The sequence below is a fragment of the Streptomyces typhae genome (assembly GCF_009755605.1).
In the GTDB taxonomy this organism is placed as follows: domain Bacteria; phylum Actinomycetota; class Actinomycetes; order Streptomycetales; family Streptomycetaceae; genus Streptomyces; species Streptomyces typhae.
This window is the reverse complement of sequence record NZ_WPNZ01000021.1, coordinates 170,271-184,655: the sequence shown is the minus strand read 5'-3', so window position 1 is coordinate 184,655 and position 14,385 is coordinate 170,271. Positions and strand designations below refer to the sequence as shown.

The window sequence follows — 14,385 nt, the reverse complement described above, 5'->3', positions numbered from 1 at the left end:
TTCCCACCCGCCCGTTGCTGCCCACCCCATCGCACCGCAGGTCACCACCCCTGTGGGCAATCGTCCCGCAGGGCGGGACGGGTGGGCACAGCCCACCCCTGCGGCAACGTCGATGTGGGCGGTCAGGGCACCCGGGGCCCCGGGCACCCGGAACCCCGGGCACCCGGAACCCCGGACACCAGGAACCCCCCGGGCCGCCCTACAGGCCGAGCACCGCCCGCTCCCGCTCAGGATCAAGCCCCTTCCGAGGCCGGTCGGACCGCTGAGGCGCCACCCCACCAAGGCTCCGGAGCCAGAAAAAGGTGTCGGCCACGGTCTCCCGCACGGACCGGCACCGCAACCCCGCGGCCACCGCCTTGCCCACGGCGGTGTCGTGCAGCGTGTCGTACAGCTCACCGGGCGGCAGCCACACAGGGAGCTCCTCCCAGGGAGCGATCCCCGCGTCGACCACCACCTCGGGCGCCACCCACCGCAGCTCGACCCCGGGCCCCCCGGCCACGTCCACACACGCTTCGAGCAACTCGCCCATCGTGACGTGCCCCACGGGGCAGACCACGTTGTACGGACCGGAGAGCCCGCCCGCCACCGCGTCCAGCGTCCACTCGGCGAGGTCCCGTACATCGACGAACTGGACGGCGGCGTCGCGCGGGCCGGGCGCGAGGACGGGCCCGCCCCGGGCGACCCGGCCCAGCCACCACGGCAGTCGCCCGACGTTCTCGTAGGGCCCCAGAATCAGCCCGGCCCGCACATGCAGCACCCGCTCCGCCCCGAAGACCTTCTCGGCGGCCAGCTCACCCCCGCGCTTGTCCTCCGCGTACGCCACCGCGTCGGCATCTGGGTCCCCATCCACCAGGGGGTACGACTCGTCGGAACCGGCGGCCCCGGGAAAGCGGTAGACCGAGGCACTCGACACGTACACGAAGCGCCCGGCCCGCCCGGCGAGCACCCGCGCCGCGTCCCGGACGACCCGCGGCGCCCCCGACCAGGTGTCGACGACGGCGTCCCACGTGCCGCCGTCGTCGGCGTCGGCGAGCGCCGCGAGCCCCTCGGCCGTCGTGCGGTCCCCGTGCACGGCCCGCACCCCCTCCGGCGCCGCGTGCCGCCCGCGGTGGAAGACCGTCACGTCCCAACCGCGGGCGAGCGCCGCCTCCGCGACGGCCCGCCCCACGAACTCCGTACCACCCAACATCAGAAGTCTCATGGGGCGATGCTGCCGCCGGAGCCGGTCACGGGGGAACCGGATTCCGCCAACAGGAGAACCGTTCCTTCGCGGGGTGCGCGGGGTGCGCGGGACGCGCCGGACGCGGAAGAGCGGCGGGAACCGCAGGGCCGGAAAGCGTCAGCCGACGGCAGGCGCCGTCGGCGGCGCGTACTTGTACCCCACCCGCCGCACCGTCTGAATGGTCTTGCGGTGCTCGGCACCGAGCTTGCGCCGCAGCCGGGCGACATGGACGTCGACGGTCCGCCCGTCGCCCACGTGCCCGTACCCCCACACCGTCGTCACCAGCTGATCGCGGGTGTGCACCCGGTGCGGATGCGCGACGAGATGGGCGAGCAGCTCGAACTCCAGGTACGTGAGGTCGAGCGCCTGCCCCTCGACGTGCGCGGAGCGCCGTACGGCGTCGATGTGGACGGGGCCGCGGCCGTCCGGCGCCTCGGGCGGCCCGGCCCCGGGGGCGTCGGGGCCGGTGGCGAGGCGCTCCTGGCCCGCGGGCAGGAGGACCAGATAGCCGATCATCGGGGGCTGTCCGGGCTGGGTGGGCAGGGCGTGCTGGGGCGCGGGCAGCAGGGTCGCGCCCGGCGGCAGGAAGCCCGAGATGTCGGCGAGGCCGGAGACCTGGGCCACCTCGTCGGGGGCCACGGCACGCAGCCTGCCCCGTGCCGAGGGGGCGCCGCCACGGGCGCCTGCCGGTGCGGTGGCGGTGGCGGTGGCGGTTGCGGTGGAGAAGGTACGGGAGTTCGCCATGAGTCAGCTCTTTCGCGCTAAGGAGTCGTCGAGGACGTACGTCGTGCGCGTCAGGCCGGAGGCCGGGAATGCGGCTTCAGAGGGCCCGCGCGTTCAGCGCGCGGCAACACACCCGGTCGAAGTCGTGATGCTGCCGGGAAGGCCAGAAAGGCTCGAGGTCATGACGACCCGTCGCGGTGTTCTGGAAGCTGCCCATGGCCCCATTGAAGCAGATGGGTGCGGCGGTGGCGGATTCCTCTCGCACGTTGGGACGAACCCATGACGCAGCCCCGACCTGAACTGGACATCTCCATAACGCCTTTGGGGCGCCCACCGTGAAAGTGGACGCCCCGAGCGGGATCCGGGATCTGGGATCCGTTATCCGTTATCCGGGATCCGGGATCTCAGATCCTGAAGACGGTCGGTCGGATCAGACCTGGCCGGCCTTCTCCAGCGCCGCGCAGCAGGTGTCGACGAGCAGCCGCGTCACCACGTACGGGTCGACGTTGGCGTTCGGGCGGCGGTCCTCGATGTAGCCCTTGCCGTCCTTCTCGACCTGCCACGGGATGCGGACGGAGGCGCCGCGGTCGGAGACGCCGTAGCTGTACTCGTTCCAGGGGGCCGTCTCGTGCAGACCGGTGAGGCGGTCGTCGATGCCGGCGCCGTAGTTCTTGACGTGGTCCATCGGCTTGGAGCCCTCGCCGAGCGACTCGCACGCGGTGATGATCGCGGCGTATCCGTCGGGGCCCTCGCGCATGGCCCTGGTCGAGAAGTTGGTGTGCGCGCCCGCGCCGTTCCAGTCGCCCTTGACCGGCTTCGGGTCGAGGGTCGCGGTCACGTCGAAGTCCTCGGCGGTGCGGTACAGCAGCCAGCGGGCCACCCACAGCTGGTCGGAGACCTCGAGGGGGGAGAGCGGGCCGACCTGGAACTCCCACTGGCCGGGCATCACCTCGGCGTTGATGCCGGAGATGCCGAGACCCGCCTTGAGGCAGTTGTCCAGGTGCGCCTCGACGACGTCACGGCCGAAGATCTCGTCCGCGCCCACGCCGCAGTAGTAGCCGCCCTGCGCCGCGGGGAAGCCGCCCTCGGGGAAGCCGAGCGGGCGGGCGCCCTTGAAGAACGTGTACTCCTGCTCGATGCCGAAGATCGACTCCTGGTCGCCGAACCGCTCGGCGACCTCCGCGAGCGCGGCCCGGGTGTTGGACGCGTGCGGCGTCATGTCGATGTCGAGGACCTCGCACAGCACGAGGATGTCCTCACCGCCACGGATCGGGTCCGGGTAGTGGGCCACCGGCTTGAGCACGCGGTCCGACGCGTGGCCCTTCGCCTGGTTGGTGGACGAGCCGTCGAACCCCCAGATCGGCAGCTCGGCGCCGTGCGCCGGGTGCTGGTCGGCGGCCAGGATCTTCGTCTTCGACCGCAGCTTGGCCGTCGGCTCGGTGCCGTCGATCCAGAGGTACTCAGCCTTGAAGGTCACGGGCTCATCCTTTGATGCTCGACGCTCGGTACGGCGCAGACGTGCGGGTGCTGCGGTCCGTGGTGATGTCCAGAGCCTGTCAATACGCGATTTCCCGTCCGTTGCCCGTGTGTGAACCCCGTGTTACCGGTGTGACGGCCTGCTCGTCGCGTGAAGTGACCGCCTGCTCGCCGTGCGATGTGACGGCCTGCTCGCCGTGCGATGTGACGGCCTGCTCGCGTGAAGTGACGGCCCGCTCGCCGTGCGACCGGTCGCTCGGGCGGCGTCTCAGCGCGCGAGCGCGTCCCGTACCGCCTCCTCCGTGCGGGCCACCACCGCGGTGCCGTCGTCCGCCGTGATGATGGGCCGCTGGATGAGGATCGGGTGGGCGGCGAGGGCCTCGATCCAGGCGTCGCGCCCCGACGCGTCCCGCGGCCGGCGCGCGCGGTCCGACAGGCCGAGCTCCTTGGCGGCGGCCTCCTGGGTGCGGGTGATGTCCCAGGGCTCCAGGCCGAGGCGGTCGAGGACGTCCCGGATCTCGTCGGCGGTCGGCACGTCCTCCAGGTAGCGGCGCACGGTGTACGCGGCGCCCTCCTCGTCGAGCAGGGTCAGGGCGCTGCGGCACTTCGAACAGGCGGGGTTGATCCAGATCTCCATGGCGCACAGGTTACCGGTGAACCATCCGTCACACAGATCCTCAAACCCCCTCTGGCCAGGGAAGATTGACTGCTGCGGGAGCGGCTGTTGTCAGTGCCGGCACGTAGAATGGAAGCAATGTTCGAGGGGGCCCGTGAGGGTTCCTGAACCGCGACAGGAGGATGCCTGTGCCCGCTGCCGCACTGCCGTCGAAGCCCGCGACCACCCGCTCCCGTCCGACATCCGCCGCGCGTGCCTCGCGTGCGTCGCGCGCCGCGCGCCCGGACCACCCCACGCTCTGCGACGTGCCGTACGTCCCGCTGGAGAAGCGCCCCCTGCCCCCCGGCCGCCCCCGCGACTGGTACATCACCCACAACCGCCGCCTCAAGGCCATGCGCCTGGCCATAGCCCTGCTCGACTCGGGCGTCCTGGTCCCGAACCAGGCGAGCAACGTCCGGATCCGCACCATGGCCGAGACGGTCGGCATCCACCCGCCGTCGGACACGACGTGCCACATGGTGCGGGCACTGATGCGCTACAGCCGCTGACGACCCGGGCGACCGGTTCGTACGCGGGGCCGTGGGCCGGGACGGGCCCACGGCACCCGCGGGGGGGCAGCCGTGCGGGACGACGGGGCGGCGGAGCCCGCGCACAATGGCCGTATGGGCTCCTCAGGAAATGGCCGTATGGGCTCTTCAGGAAAGGACGCCGCGTCGCGGGGTTTCGCGTCCGGTGAGTTCGTGCGGGCCGCGCCCTCGCCCGGCGGCACGGTCGTGTCGGCCGTGGGCTACCGCAGACAAGGCCACAGCACCGCACTCCACCGCGGCCTGCCGTCCCCGTACCTGACGCTGATCTTCTCCCTGGACGGCCCCGTCGTCACCGGCCGCACCCCCGGCGAGGCGAGAGGACCCGACGCCGAGTGCGCCGGCATCGTCGTCGGCGGCCTGCATCAGAGCCCCACGTACGTCGTCCAGCCCGAGCGGGAGACCGGGATCCAGCTGGCGGTCCACCCGCTCGCGGCCCGCGCGCTCCTCGGTCTGCCCGCCGCCGAACTCGCCGGACCGCTCGTCGTCGAGGGCGCCGACGTCCTCGGCCGCGTCGCCGCCGACGTCCGCGAACGCCTGCGCGCACTCGACTCCTGGCAGGACCGCTTCGCCCTCCTGAACAGCTACCTGGCCCGCCGCACGGCCGCCGCCGAGCGCATGGGCGCGGTACGGCCCGAGGTCGCCGAGGCCTGGTCCTGGCTCGCCCGGCACCGGGGCGCGGGCACCCTGCGCGGCCTCTCGGCCCACGTCGCGCTCAGCGAGCGCCGCCTGTCGGCGGTGTTCCGCGCCGAGACCGGCGTCACCCCCAAACAGGCGGCCCGTCTGATGCGCTTCCAGCACGCGAAGACGGCCGCCGTACGGGCGGTCGCCGCGGGCACGCGCCCCGACCTCGCCGGGATCGCCGCGGACTGCGGGTACTACGACCACTCCCACCTGGTACGGGACTTCCGGCAGTACACGGGCGCGAGCCCGACCGCCTGGCTCGCGGAGGAGTGCCGGAATATCCAAGCCGGGGCGTACGGCGGCGGCGAAGACTTGCGGGCATGAACACCAGCGAGAACACCCAGGACACGTACACCGCACCGGACCCGGGAGGCCGCCGCGCCCCCGACGTGTGGCCGACCTTCCAGGCCGCGGACGCCCCCGCCCTGATCGACTTCCTCGTCGGCACGGTCGGGTTCCTGCGCACCGCCGTCCACGAGGACGAGGGCCGCGTCGCCCACGCCCAGCTCGACTGGCCCGAGGGCGGCGGCGTCATGCTCGGCAGCCACGACCCGAAGAGCACCGAGTACTGCCTGGAGCCGGGCACGTTCGGCGCGTACGTCGTCACGGCGCACGTCGACGACCTCTACCGCAGGCTCACCGACGCCGGGGTGAAGGTGCTCCGCGAGATCGAGGACCAGCCCTACGGCAGCCGCGAGTTCGGGGTCGCCGACCCCGAGGGCAACAAGTGGACCTTCGGCACCTACCCCGGGGAACCCCGCCCCGACCAGCCGTGACGGCGGTCCGGAGTGATAGCTTGCGCACGCCAGTCGTACCCGTACCAGGGTCGGGGAATCCGGTGGAAGTCCGGAACTGACGCGCAGCGGTGAGGGGGACGGGCGAGGCCAGCGGCCACTGGGGGCCCGTACCCCTGGGAAGGCGGCCCCGCCCGGACGAACCCGAGTCCGAAGACCTGCTGGCACCGCCGTTCCCCATGGGCGGCGGGGTTTCGCAGACCAGGCTCCGCGCATGAGCCCTGAGACTCGGGAAGACGTGTGCCTCCGATCGTCCGCCGTACAGATTCCACCCGCACGCGTATCCGCATTCGCTTCCGCACGCGTATCCGCTCCCGTACCCGCGTACAGGGGCGTGGACGTGCCGGTGCCGCCCTGCTGCTGAGCGCCGGACTCGTCCTGCTCACCGCGTGCGGCGGCGGCTCGTCCGCGAAGCGGTCGGACAAGGCACCGCCCGGCTACCCGGTCACGCTCACCGACTGCGGCGAGAAGACCCGGGTGGAGACCCCGCCGCGGCGCGCCGTCTCCCTCGACCAGGGCTCCACGGAGATCCTGCTCTCCCTCGGCCTCGCCGACCGCATGGTCGGCACCGGCACCTGGACGGACCCCGTCCTGAAGGGCCTGGAGAAGGAGAACGCGAAGGTCCCGCGGCTCGCGGACCGCTATCCGTCGCTGGAGAAGGTGCTCGACAAGGAGCCCGACTTCGTCAGCGCGTCCTTCCTTTACACGGTCGGCAAGGGCGGCGTCGCCGACCGCGCCAAGTTCACCGAACTCGGTGTGCCCGTGTACGTCTCGCCCACGGACTGCGCGGGCAAGGACAACGCGGGCGACGACGACGGCACCCGTACCGAGACCCTCACCATGGACACCGTGTACGGCGAGATCCGCGACCTCGCGCGGGTCTTCGACGTACGCGAGCGGGGCGAGGCACTGATCGCGGACCTCAAGGCGCGCACCGCGAAGGCCGGCCGGTCCGTCGACGCCTCCGACGCCACCGTCATGTACTGGTTCGCCAACTCCGAGGCGCCGTACATCGCCGGCTGCTGCGGCGCGCCCGGCATCATCACCCGCGAACTCGGCGCGAAGAACGCCTTCGCCGACACCCGTGCGGAATGGCCCCAGATCAACTGGGAGACCGTCGCCGACCGCGACCCCGACGTCCTGGTCATCGGCGACCTCACCCGCAAGTCCCAGTCGGCGGAGAGCGCCCGCCAGAAGATCGCGTTCCTGGAGTCCAACCCGGCCACGAAGAACCTCACGGCCGTGAAGAAGAAGCGGTACGTCCTGCTCAGCGGCCAGGCGCTCAACCCGACGATCCGCACCGTCGACGGCATCGAACAGGTCGCGGCGGGGCTTCGCCGGTTCGGCCTGGCGAAGTGAGCGCGCGGTGACGGGTGCGGAGCCCGTGGGCGGGCGGCAGCGGGGTGGTGGCGGCACCCGGCTCCGGGGTGTCCTCCTCGGCCTGGCCGGACTCGCGGCGCTGTTCCTGTCCCTCGCGGTGGCCGTCACCATCGGCCCGGCCGACATCTCCGTACCGGACGTGTGGTCGGCGGTGGCGGCGCACCTCGGCTGGGGCGAGCCGGAGCTGACGCCGATCCGCGACGGCATCGTATGGAACCTGCGGATGCCGCGCACGGTCCTCGCCGCGGTGTGCGGGGCGGGCCTCGCGGTGTGCGGCGCGGTCCTCCAGTCGCTCCTGCGCAACCCGCTCGCGGACCCGTTCGTGCTCGGCGTCTCCTCCGGGGCGTCCACCGGCGCCGTGGCCGTGGTGGTCCTCGGGGTCGGCGGGGGAGTCCTGACGGTGTCCGCGGGCGCCTTCGTCGGCGCCGTCCTCTCCTTCGCCCTGGTCCTCCTCCTCAGCCACACCCTCGGCGACACCACCGACCGCGTGATCCTGTCCGGCGTCGCCGCGATGCAGCTCTTCTCCTCGCTGACCTCCTTCGTCGTCCTCACCGCCGCCGACGCGGAGACGACGCGCGGTGTCCTGTTCTGGCTGCTCGGCTCGCTCAGCGGAACGGGCTGGACGGACGTGTGGCTGTGCGCGGCCGTCCTGGCCGCCGCCCTGGCCGTCCTGCTGCTGCACGCGCGGACCCTGGACGCCTTCGCGTTCGGCCAGGACGCGGCGGCGACCCTCGGCGTACGGGTGGGCCGGGTACGCGCCGTCCTGCTCTGCACGACGGCGCTCCTGACGGCGGTCCTGGTGAGCAGCGCGGGGGCGATCGGCTTCGTGGGCCTGGTCCTGCCGCACGCGGCCCGCGCGGTGGTGGGCGCGGGGCATCCCCGGCTGCTGCCGGTGACGGCACTCGCGGGCGCGATCTTCCTGATCTGGGTGGACACCCTGGCCCGCACGGTCCTTGACCCGCAGGAGGTGCCGGTGGGCGTGGTGACGTCGCTGATCGGGGTGCCGGCGTTCGTGGTGGTCCTCTACCGGACGAGGAAGGTCACATGACGGTGCACGGGGTGCCGGAGGGGCTGGCGGCGGAACGGGTCACCCGCCGGGCGGGCGGCCGTCTGATCGTCGACGGCATCACCCTCGCGCCCCGGCCGGGCAGCACGGTCGGCCTCCTCGGCCCGAACGGCTCCGGCAAGTCCACGCTGCTGCGCCTCCTTTCGGGGGTGCTCGCGCCCGCGGCGGGCGTGGTCACGCTGGACGGCGTACCGCTGCCGCGGCTCGGGCGCAGGACGACGGCACGCCGCCTCGCGGTGGTCGACCAGCACGCCACGACGCAGGTCGAGCTGACCGTACGGGACGTGGTGGCGCTCGGCCGGGTCCCGCACCGCAGGCCGTGGTCGGGCGGCACGCCCGAGGACGAGCGGGCCATCGAGGACGCCCTCGCGCGCACCTCCCTGACCGACCGGGCGGACCAGTCCTGGCACACCCTGTCCGGCGGTGAACGCCAACGCGCCCACATCGCGCGGGCCCTGGCCCAGGCCCCGCGCGAACTGCTCCTGGACGAGCCGACCAACCACCTGGACATCCAGCACCAACTGGACCTGCTCACCCTGATCGCGGGTCTCCCCGTGACCACGGTGATCGCCCTGCACGACCTGAACCTGGCCGCCATGTTCTGCGACGAGATCCTGGTCCTGAAGGAGGGCAGGGCGTACGCGCACGGCACTCCCGCCGACGTCATCACCGAGCCGCTGATCGCGGAGGTGTACGGGGTACGGGCGCGGGTCACGCCGCCGGACCCGGCCGACCCGCTGGACCACCCGTCGGTGCGGTTCCTGCGCTCCTAGACTCTCGACGATGACGAGCAGCAGAGAATCCACGGGCCGCGACGAATTCACGGACCGCGGAGAGTCCGCGGACCGCGGAGAGTCCACGGACCCCGCGCACGACGCGCCGATGGACGACGCACCGCTGGACGACGAGGTCCCGCCGGACGCCCTCACCCGCCTGCGTGCCGTGTGCCTGAGCTTCCCCGACGCGTACGAGGAACCGGCGTGGACGGGCATCCGCTGGCGCATCCGCACCCGGACCTTCGCCCACGTCTACCGCACAGACCTGACCCGCTCGCCCTCACCCGGGGCCCGAGCGATGACGACGGAGGCGGGCCTGTCGACGACCCTCACGTTCCGCTCCCACGGAGAGGAGTTCGAGGCCCTGACGAGCGCGGGGGCACCGTTCTTCCGGATGTCGTGGGGCGCGAACGTGGTCGGCATGCGCCTGGACGACACCACGGAGTGGGACGAGGTGAGGGAACTCCTGACGGAGAGCTACTGCGTGCAAGCGCCGAAACGCCTGGCGGCGAGGATGAACGCAGAGATAGCGCACGCAGAGACAGCGCACGCAGAGACAGCGCACGCAGAGACAGCGCACGCAGAGATAGCGCACGCAGAGACAGCGAACGCAGAGATACGGACCGCCCCCACCGAGGCGTAGCCGGAAGCAGAAAGGGATCCCCGCCGGGCCGGTAACCGGAACAGATCCATCCGATCGGCGCAGAGGGAACGATCCTGCGGGTGAACACCACGGCGTTCGCGCGCCCCGCACGGGTCCGGGCCTGCGATCCTCAGGCAACGCCGACCCGAGGCACACCCAAGTCGGCGAAGTACTCCCTACCGGTCCACCAGTCCAGCTCTCCCCGCCCGACAAAGGAGTTCCCGTGCGTGCTCGACGCCTGCTGACCAGCGCCCTCGCCGCCACGGCCCTCGCCGTCACGTCTCTCGGAATGGTGACCACAACAGCGACGCCCGCGGCTGCGGACCCCTGCGGTTTCTACGAGACGGCATCCGACGCCTTCTACAACCACTGCACGTCGGACGGCTCCCGTGTGGTCATCCACGTCAGGGTCGCGATGCAGGCTGACTACGAGCGCTGTGTGGGCCCCGGCAAGACGTGGCTTGGCTCGGCGAGCAAGATCCAGGGCGCGCACTACACCGGCCGCACGTGCTGACGACCGACCGACGGTGAGGAGGCGGGGCCGCCGGCGGGCGGCTCCTCCTGCGGCCCGGGTACGCGCACGCCGCGTCCCGGGCCGCCGCCGTGACCACCGACGGGACGGCTCGCGCGGCCGCCGCCACCCCGTGCGGCGGCGGACAAGCCGACAGCCGTCAACGACACCGTCGAGCAACTGACCGACCACCGGGCACGCACGTTCGCGGCCTGGGCGGCCGACCATGCGGCGGACTTCAGCTGAACGGCTTCGGCCGCGCCTCTCGGCGCGAGGCCCGAGGACCGAGGTTCAGTCGAAGGCACATAGCGCCGCGACCAATTGCCGTCCCCGCGCGGGGGACCGCCGCGTGAGGACGACCGCAGTGGTGTGCAGCTCGTTCCACGAGTGGGGGCGCCCGACGGCCGCGGCGTCGGGTACGACGGCCATGGCGACGGCGAGAGCCTGGCCGGTCTCGCCTGCCCCCGCGAGCGCGTGCGCGAGGCAGGTGCGAAACCACGCCTTGTCACGCCGGTACTCGTCCGGCATCGCGGAGAGCCCGGCTGTGAGCTGGTCCACGGCCGCACTCCAGTCGTGCAGGTGCAGCGTCGCCATGCCGCGCTGCAAGGTGAACCAGTTCGGCGAGTAGAAATACATCCACGGCGGTTCGTCCTCGGGGTGCTCGGCAGCACGGCTCATGATCGCCTGCGCTTCGTCGAGGAGCCTGTGCGCTTCGTCAGCCTCACCCTTGAGGGCGTGTCCTCGGGCGGCCATCTGTGTGGCCATGCCCCGCACACCGAGGGATGTACCCGGACAGGACCAGCGGGCCGCTTCGGCGAGGCGGACGCACCGGGTGGCGCGCCCCTTGGACCACGCCTGATGCGCCTTCATGTTGAGCGTCGTGGCCGCCATGTCGGCGTCACCCGCCTCCAGCGCCCATTCGTGGGAGCGGTCGTACCAGGCGAGTGCGGCGGCGGTCTGGTCCTGGTCCTGGGCCATCCAGGCGAGGAACTGGGCGTGTTCGGAGGCCAGCCGTACGACTCGGTCCGCGAGGGGGCCGCGGGCGCTCGCGTACATGTCGACGACCGTACGCAACTGCTGACGCATCACGCCGACGAGCGGCCGCGACCCGAGCACGTCTTCGGCCCGACGGTGCTCGGCGAGGAGCCGGTCCAGCCAGTCGAGGGTGTCGGCGTCCACCCGGCTGTGGGAGTCGACCACGCTCGCGACCCGGGCCAACAGGTCCTCGTCGGGCCCCGGCCCGGAAAGGGCGAGCCCGACGACGGGCGCGGCACCGTGCGCCCTTGCCCCGTCCCCCCGCTGATCGGGCGCCCCGAGGCCTCCTACGAGCCGCGCCCGCACCTCGCTGGAGGTCACCTGCCGCCGCCCGCGCTCGATGTCGGAGACATCGGACTGGGCGAGCCCCACGAGCTCCCCGACCTTGGTCTGACTGAGACCGGTGAGCTTCCTGTACGTACGCAGAACCGCTGCCCAGTCCTGCCCGCCCAGCGCCGCGAGCAACTGCGGATGGGACCACGGGCCGAGGGCGGGTTCCCTGTCCATGTCCCGAATATAGGGCGGACCCATAGGGCCGTGGGATGGGAGCGGCGCGTGTCCACCGTAAGGGTCTTCGTGGACAGACCCCGGCGAACGCGACGAGACGCTCGGGGTTGCCAACCCGAGAGAGCAGGCCTGCATGTCAGCGAGTACGCCCCCCGACGACTCCTCCGACGCGAACTTCGGAAGCGGCATGACGATGAGGATCTACCGAGTGGCCAGAGACGGCACGATCACATCAGACTCGGGAACGAAGCGGGTGGACACCACGGGCGCCCTGATGCCACCCCTACGGGACGCCTACCCGCCGTGCGGTTGCCCGCACTGCGTGCGGAGGCGGTCTCGGCTGTGACCACCTGGACCGAGAGCCGGGCCTACCGGTCAACCGGCGATGTCGACGCCATAGCCATGGGCCAAGTCGCCGAGCCCGTGGTCGTAGCCCTGCCCGACAGCGCGCAGTCGCCAGCCGTCGCCTCGGCGATACAGCTCAGCGAGGATCATGGTGCGTTCCGTGGTGGCAGCGTCGAGAGTGGCGCGGGCCGTCGGGGCTGCTCCGATCCCGCACACGGCGGTGATCTCGATGGCGCCGACGTCGGAGAATGTAGCGGTGCCGTCGATCGCGGCGGCGACGACGATCCGGTGGACCTCCAGTGGCAGACATCCCAGATCGGCGATGATGGCCTGCTCCGTAGGGCCCTCCAAGGCGAGCCGCACGGTGCCGTCCGGGTGTTCGGGCGCACCGTAGAAGACGAAGTCCTCGTCACCTGCCACCCGTTCACGCTCGTCGAGCGCGAAGGCGACGACGTCCACGTCACAGGCAGCGTGCTGGCCCCATGTGGCGGCCACCGTCCAGGCCGCGTCGGGCTGAGGCAGATCGACGACGGCTCCTCGGACCAGTACGGCTTCGGTGCCCGCCGGGTTCCCGGCCGTGCTCTCCGTCGGCGTGGGCGCTGTGGCGGTCGTGGGTGCGAGGAGCCAGCCACCATCGTGTACGCGCAGACCGAGGGAGGCGATACGGCTCAGGCGCCGGTCCGTGTCGCCGCCGGTGAGGACCACGACGTCGGAGACGCTGGCTGAGAGGTTGACTGCCGCGGAGGCGCCGAGGGCGAGTGCACGAGCGCGCGCCGCCACGGCCTCGTCGTGAGTTCCCCCCAGGACCAGGACTCGGCGTCCGGCCAGCGGCTGACCTTCCGTGGGCACGGGGACGGCGGTGCGCTGTGCGGGGACCCCCGACGCGGAAGCGGTTTGCGGGGGCGTCTGCACGGGCTCCGCGGCTCCACTCAACTGCCTCGTGGCACTCGGCGAGGCGCTGACACGGACCGTGCCCTTGACCTGGCCGGGCTGCACATCGTCCAACAGCCGCAGGTAGGTCGGCTCGTCCACGAGGGGGACACCCTCGGCTGCGGCGCGCCGCAGTTTGCCGGCAGCGGCACCGGGGTCGTTGGTCACCACGACGCTGGTCAGACCACTGACCGAGGTCATCACGTTCAGTCCCGCGGCTACCGAACGGGCGACGAGTTCCGCGCGGGACACCTGTGTCTCACCGGTGATGGCGACCTTCATGCCCTGGGTCAGGCTCCCGCCCGTCTCCAGACGGCCCGGATTGCGATAGGCGCATGGGGTCTTGGGCACATAGGGCTTGTAGTCCTGACGCGGGGGACAGTCCAGGAGCGGCAGGGGCAGGCCCAACTGCTCGGCGGCGTCGAGTGAACCGCGCAGGATGCCGGAGAGCACCCGTACGTCGTCGCGAGCATCGTGGGCCTGCTCTTGGAGCACGCCATAGTGCGCGGCGAGAGTGCCCAGTTTGAGGTCGGGTGTCGCGGGCGCCACCAGACGGTTGAGGGACAGGGTGCACAGACGTCTGCTCACGGGCACCCATGAACGAACGCGGGCGAACTCGTGGGCCAGGAAGTCGTAGTCGAACTGCGCGTTGTGGGCGACCAGGACACGGCTGCTCAGAAGTGCCGCCACCTGCGGGGCGATGTCCTCGAAGACAGGTGCGCCGGAGAGCCTGGCTGGGGTGAGGCCGTGGATGTGCACCGGGCCGGGGTCGCAGCCCGGATTGAGGAGCGTGGAGAATTCGCCTGTCTGCCGACCGTGCCCGTCCAGGGTGACGACAGCGAGAGACAGGATGCGGTCGTGCCCCGGCCTGAGCCCGGAGGTCTCGACATCCACCAGTGCCCAGTCGTGAAAGTAGTCGGCCAGTGTGGGCCACTTCCGCTGCGACGACAGCAAAACCATGCTGGGGCTCCCCTCCCGAGCGCGGCAGGGTGCCAGGCCTGCCCACGGTGATGACGACTGCGGGGGATTTTTCCATGGGCTGGGCCCTGCGGGTGCTGGATCTGTCACAGAGGGTCGTCTCGACCGGACAGCC

14 protein-coding genes and 1 riboswitch are annotated in these 14,385 nt (G+C 71.9%); of the genes, 8 read left to right on the top strand and 6 right to left on the bottom strand.

Annotated elements, in window-relative coordinates; translation table 11 throughout:
- Positions 1 to 199 precede the first annotated feature (199 nt).
- The 4 genes from GPA10_RS31545 to GPA10_RS31530 all read right to left on the bottom strand — a co-directional run bounded on the left by GPA10_RS31545 (position 200) and on the right by GPA10_RS31530 (position 4,058).
- Entirely contained in the window at positions 200 to 1,201 is a 1,002-nt protein-coding gene (locus GPA10_RS31545; RefSeq protein ID WP_157168419.1) for an NAD-dependent epimerase/dehydratase family protein, read from the bottom strand.
- A gap of 138 nt (positions 1,202 to 1,339) precedes the next feature.
- Positions 1,340 to 1,966, bottom strand: a complete 627-nt coding sequence (locus GPA10_RS31540; RefSeq protein WP_157168418.1) for a winged helix-turn-helix domain-containing protein — start codon at positions 1,964 to 1,966, stop codon at positions 1,340 to 1,342.
- A 409-nt stretch (positions 1,967 to 2,375) separates the two neighbouring features.
- Positions 2,376 to 3,422, bottom strand: a complete 1,047-nt coding sequence (gene glnII / locus GPA10_RS31535) for a glutamine synthetase (RefSeq protein ID WP_058850425.1) — start codon at positions 3,420 to 3,422, stop codon at positions 2,376 to 2,378.
- Positions 3,423 to 3,689: 267 nt separating this feature from the next.
- Positions 3,690 to 4,058, bottom strand: a complete 369-nt coding sequence (locus GPA10_RS31530) for an arsenate reductase family protein (protein WP_058850426.1) — start codon at positions 4,056 to 4,058, stop codon at positions 3,690 to 3,692.
- 167 nt (positions 4,059 to 4,225) lie between these two features.
- Between GPA10_RS31530 and GPA10_RS31525 the strand changes: the two genes are divergently transcribed.
- From GPA10_RS31525 to GPA10_RS31490, 8 genes are all read left to right on the top strand, one after another.
- A complete protein-coding gene (locus tag GPA10_RS31525) occupies positions 4,226 to 4,585 on the top strand; it encodes a hypothetical protein (protein WP_058850427.1) in 360 nt (119 codons plus the stop codon).
- A gap of 138 nt (positions 4,586 to 4,723) precedes the next feature.
- The gene (locus GPA10_RS31520; RefSeq protein ID WP_157168416.1) at positions 4,724 to 5,629 is read left to right on the top strand and encodes an AraC family transcriptional regulator; all 906 of its coding nucleotides are present in this window, start codon (positions 4,724 to 4,726) and stop codon (positions 5,627 to 5,629) included.
- A complete protein-coding gene (locus GPA10_RS31515; RefSeq protein ID WP_157168415.1) occupies positions 5,626 to 6,081 on the top strand; it encodes a VOC family protein in 456 nt (151 codons plus the stop codon). Before GPA10_RS31520 ends, GPA10_RS31515 begins: the two co-directional genes overlap by 4 nt.
- 13 nt (positions 6,082 to 6,094) lie before the next feature.
- A riboswitch (cobalamin riboswitch) is annotated at positions 6,095 to 6,279 on the top strand.
- A gap of 126 nt (positions 6,280 to 6,405) precedes the next feature.
- Complete coding sequence (locus GPA10_RS31510) at positions 6,406 to 7,458, top strand: ABC transporter substrate-binding protein (RefSeq protein WP_343041543.1); 1,053 nt, start codon at positions 6,406 to 6,408, stop codon at positions 7,456 to 7,458.
- A 7-nt stretch (positions 7,459 to 7,465) separates the two neighbouring features.
- Complete coding sequence (locus GPA10_RS31505) at positions 7,466 to 8,527, top strand: FecCD family ABC transporter permease (RefSeq protein WP_425505845.1); 1,062 nt, start codon at positions 7,466 to 7,468, stop codon at positions 8,525 to 8,527.
- The gene (locus tag GPA10_RS31500; RefSeq protein WP_157168414.1) at positions 8,524 to 9,318 is read left to right on the top strand and encodes an ABC transporter ATP-binding protein; all 795 of its coding nucleotides are present in this window, start codon (positions 8,524 to 8,526) and stop codon (positions 9,316 to 9,318) included. Before GPA10_RS31505 ends, GPA10_RS31500 begins: the two co-directional genes overlap by 4 nt.
- Before the next feature lie 10 nt (positions 9,319 to 9,328).
- Positions 9,329 to 9,964 carry an MmcQ/YjbR family DNA-binding protein gene (locus GPA10_RS31495; RefSeq protein ID WP_246260146.1) on the top strand — a complete coding sequence of 212 codons (636 nt, stop codon included), beginning with the start codon at positions 9,329 to 9,331 and terminating at the stop codon, positions 9,962 to 9,964.
- Between the two features lie 223 nt (positions 9,965 to 10,187).
- A complete protein-coding gene (locus GPA10_RS31490; RefSeq protein ID WP_343041539.1) occupies positions 10,188 to 10,478 on the top strand; it encodes a DUF6355 family natural product biosynthesis protein in 291 nt (96 codons plus the stop codon).
- A gap of 288 nt (positions 10,479 to 10,766) precedes the next feature.
- Here the strand turns inward: GPA10_RS31490 and GPA10_RS31485 are convergent, their stop codons facing one another.
- Positions 10,767 to 12,017 (bottom strand): helix-turn-helix domain-containing protein, encoded by a 1,251-nt coding sequence (locus tag GPA10_RS31485; protein ID WP_157168413.1) that lies wholly within the window; start codon positions 12,015 to 12,017, stop codon positions 10,767 to 10,769.
- 375 nt (positions 12,018 to 12,392) lie between these two features.
- Positions 12,393 to 14,252 carry a TerD family protein gene (locus GPA10_RS31480; protein WP_157168412.1) on the bottom strand — a complete coding sequence of 620 codons (1,860 nt, stop codon included), beginning with the start codon at positions 14,250 to 14,252 and terminating at the stop codon, positions 12,393 to 12,395.
- Positions 14,253 to 14,385 lie beyond the last annotated feature (133 nt).

Excerpts from the sequence above, each read along its gene's own strand:
- GPA10_RS31545 (WP_157168419.1), bottom strand. The coding sequence starts at position 1,201 with ATGAGACTTCTGATGTTGGGTGGTACGGAGTTCGTGGGGCGGGCCGTC.
- GPA10_RS31515 (WP_157168415.1), top strand. The coding sequence starts at position 5,626 with ATGAACACCAGCGAGAACACCCAGGACACGTACACCGCACCGGACCCG.
- GPA10_RS31520 (WP_157168416.1), top strand. The coding sequence starts at position 4,724 with ATGGGCTCTTCAGGAAAGGACGCCGCGTCGCGGGGTTTCGCGTCCGGT.
- GPA10_RS31540 (WP_157168418.1), bottom strand. The coding sequence starts at position 1,966 with ATGGCGAACTCCCGTACCTTCTCCACCGCAACCGCCACCGCCACCGCC.
- GPA10_RS31500 (WP_157168414.1), top strand. The coding sequence starts at position 8,524 with ATGACGGTGCACGGGGTGCCGGAGGGGCTGGCGGCGGAACGGGTCACC.
- GPA10_RS31495 (WP_246260146.1), top strand. The coding sequence starts at position 9,329 with ATGACGAGCAGCAGAGAATCCACGGGCCGCGACGAATTCACGGACCGC.
- GPA10_RS31485 (WP_157168413.1), bottom strand. The coding sequence starts at position 12,017 with ATGGACAGGGAACCCGCCCTCGGCCCGTGGTCCCATCCGCAGTTGCTC.
- GPA10_RS31480 (WP_157168412.1), bottom strand. The coding sequence starts at position 14,252 with ATGGTTTTGCTGTCGTCGCAGCGGAAGTGGCCCACACTGGCCGACTAC.
- GPA10_RS31530 (WP_058850426.1), bottom strand. The coding sequence starts at position 4,058 with ATGGAGATCTGGATCAACCCCGCCTGTTCGAAGTGCCGCAGCGCCCTG.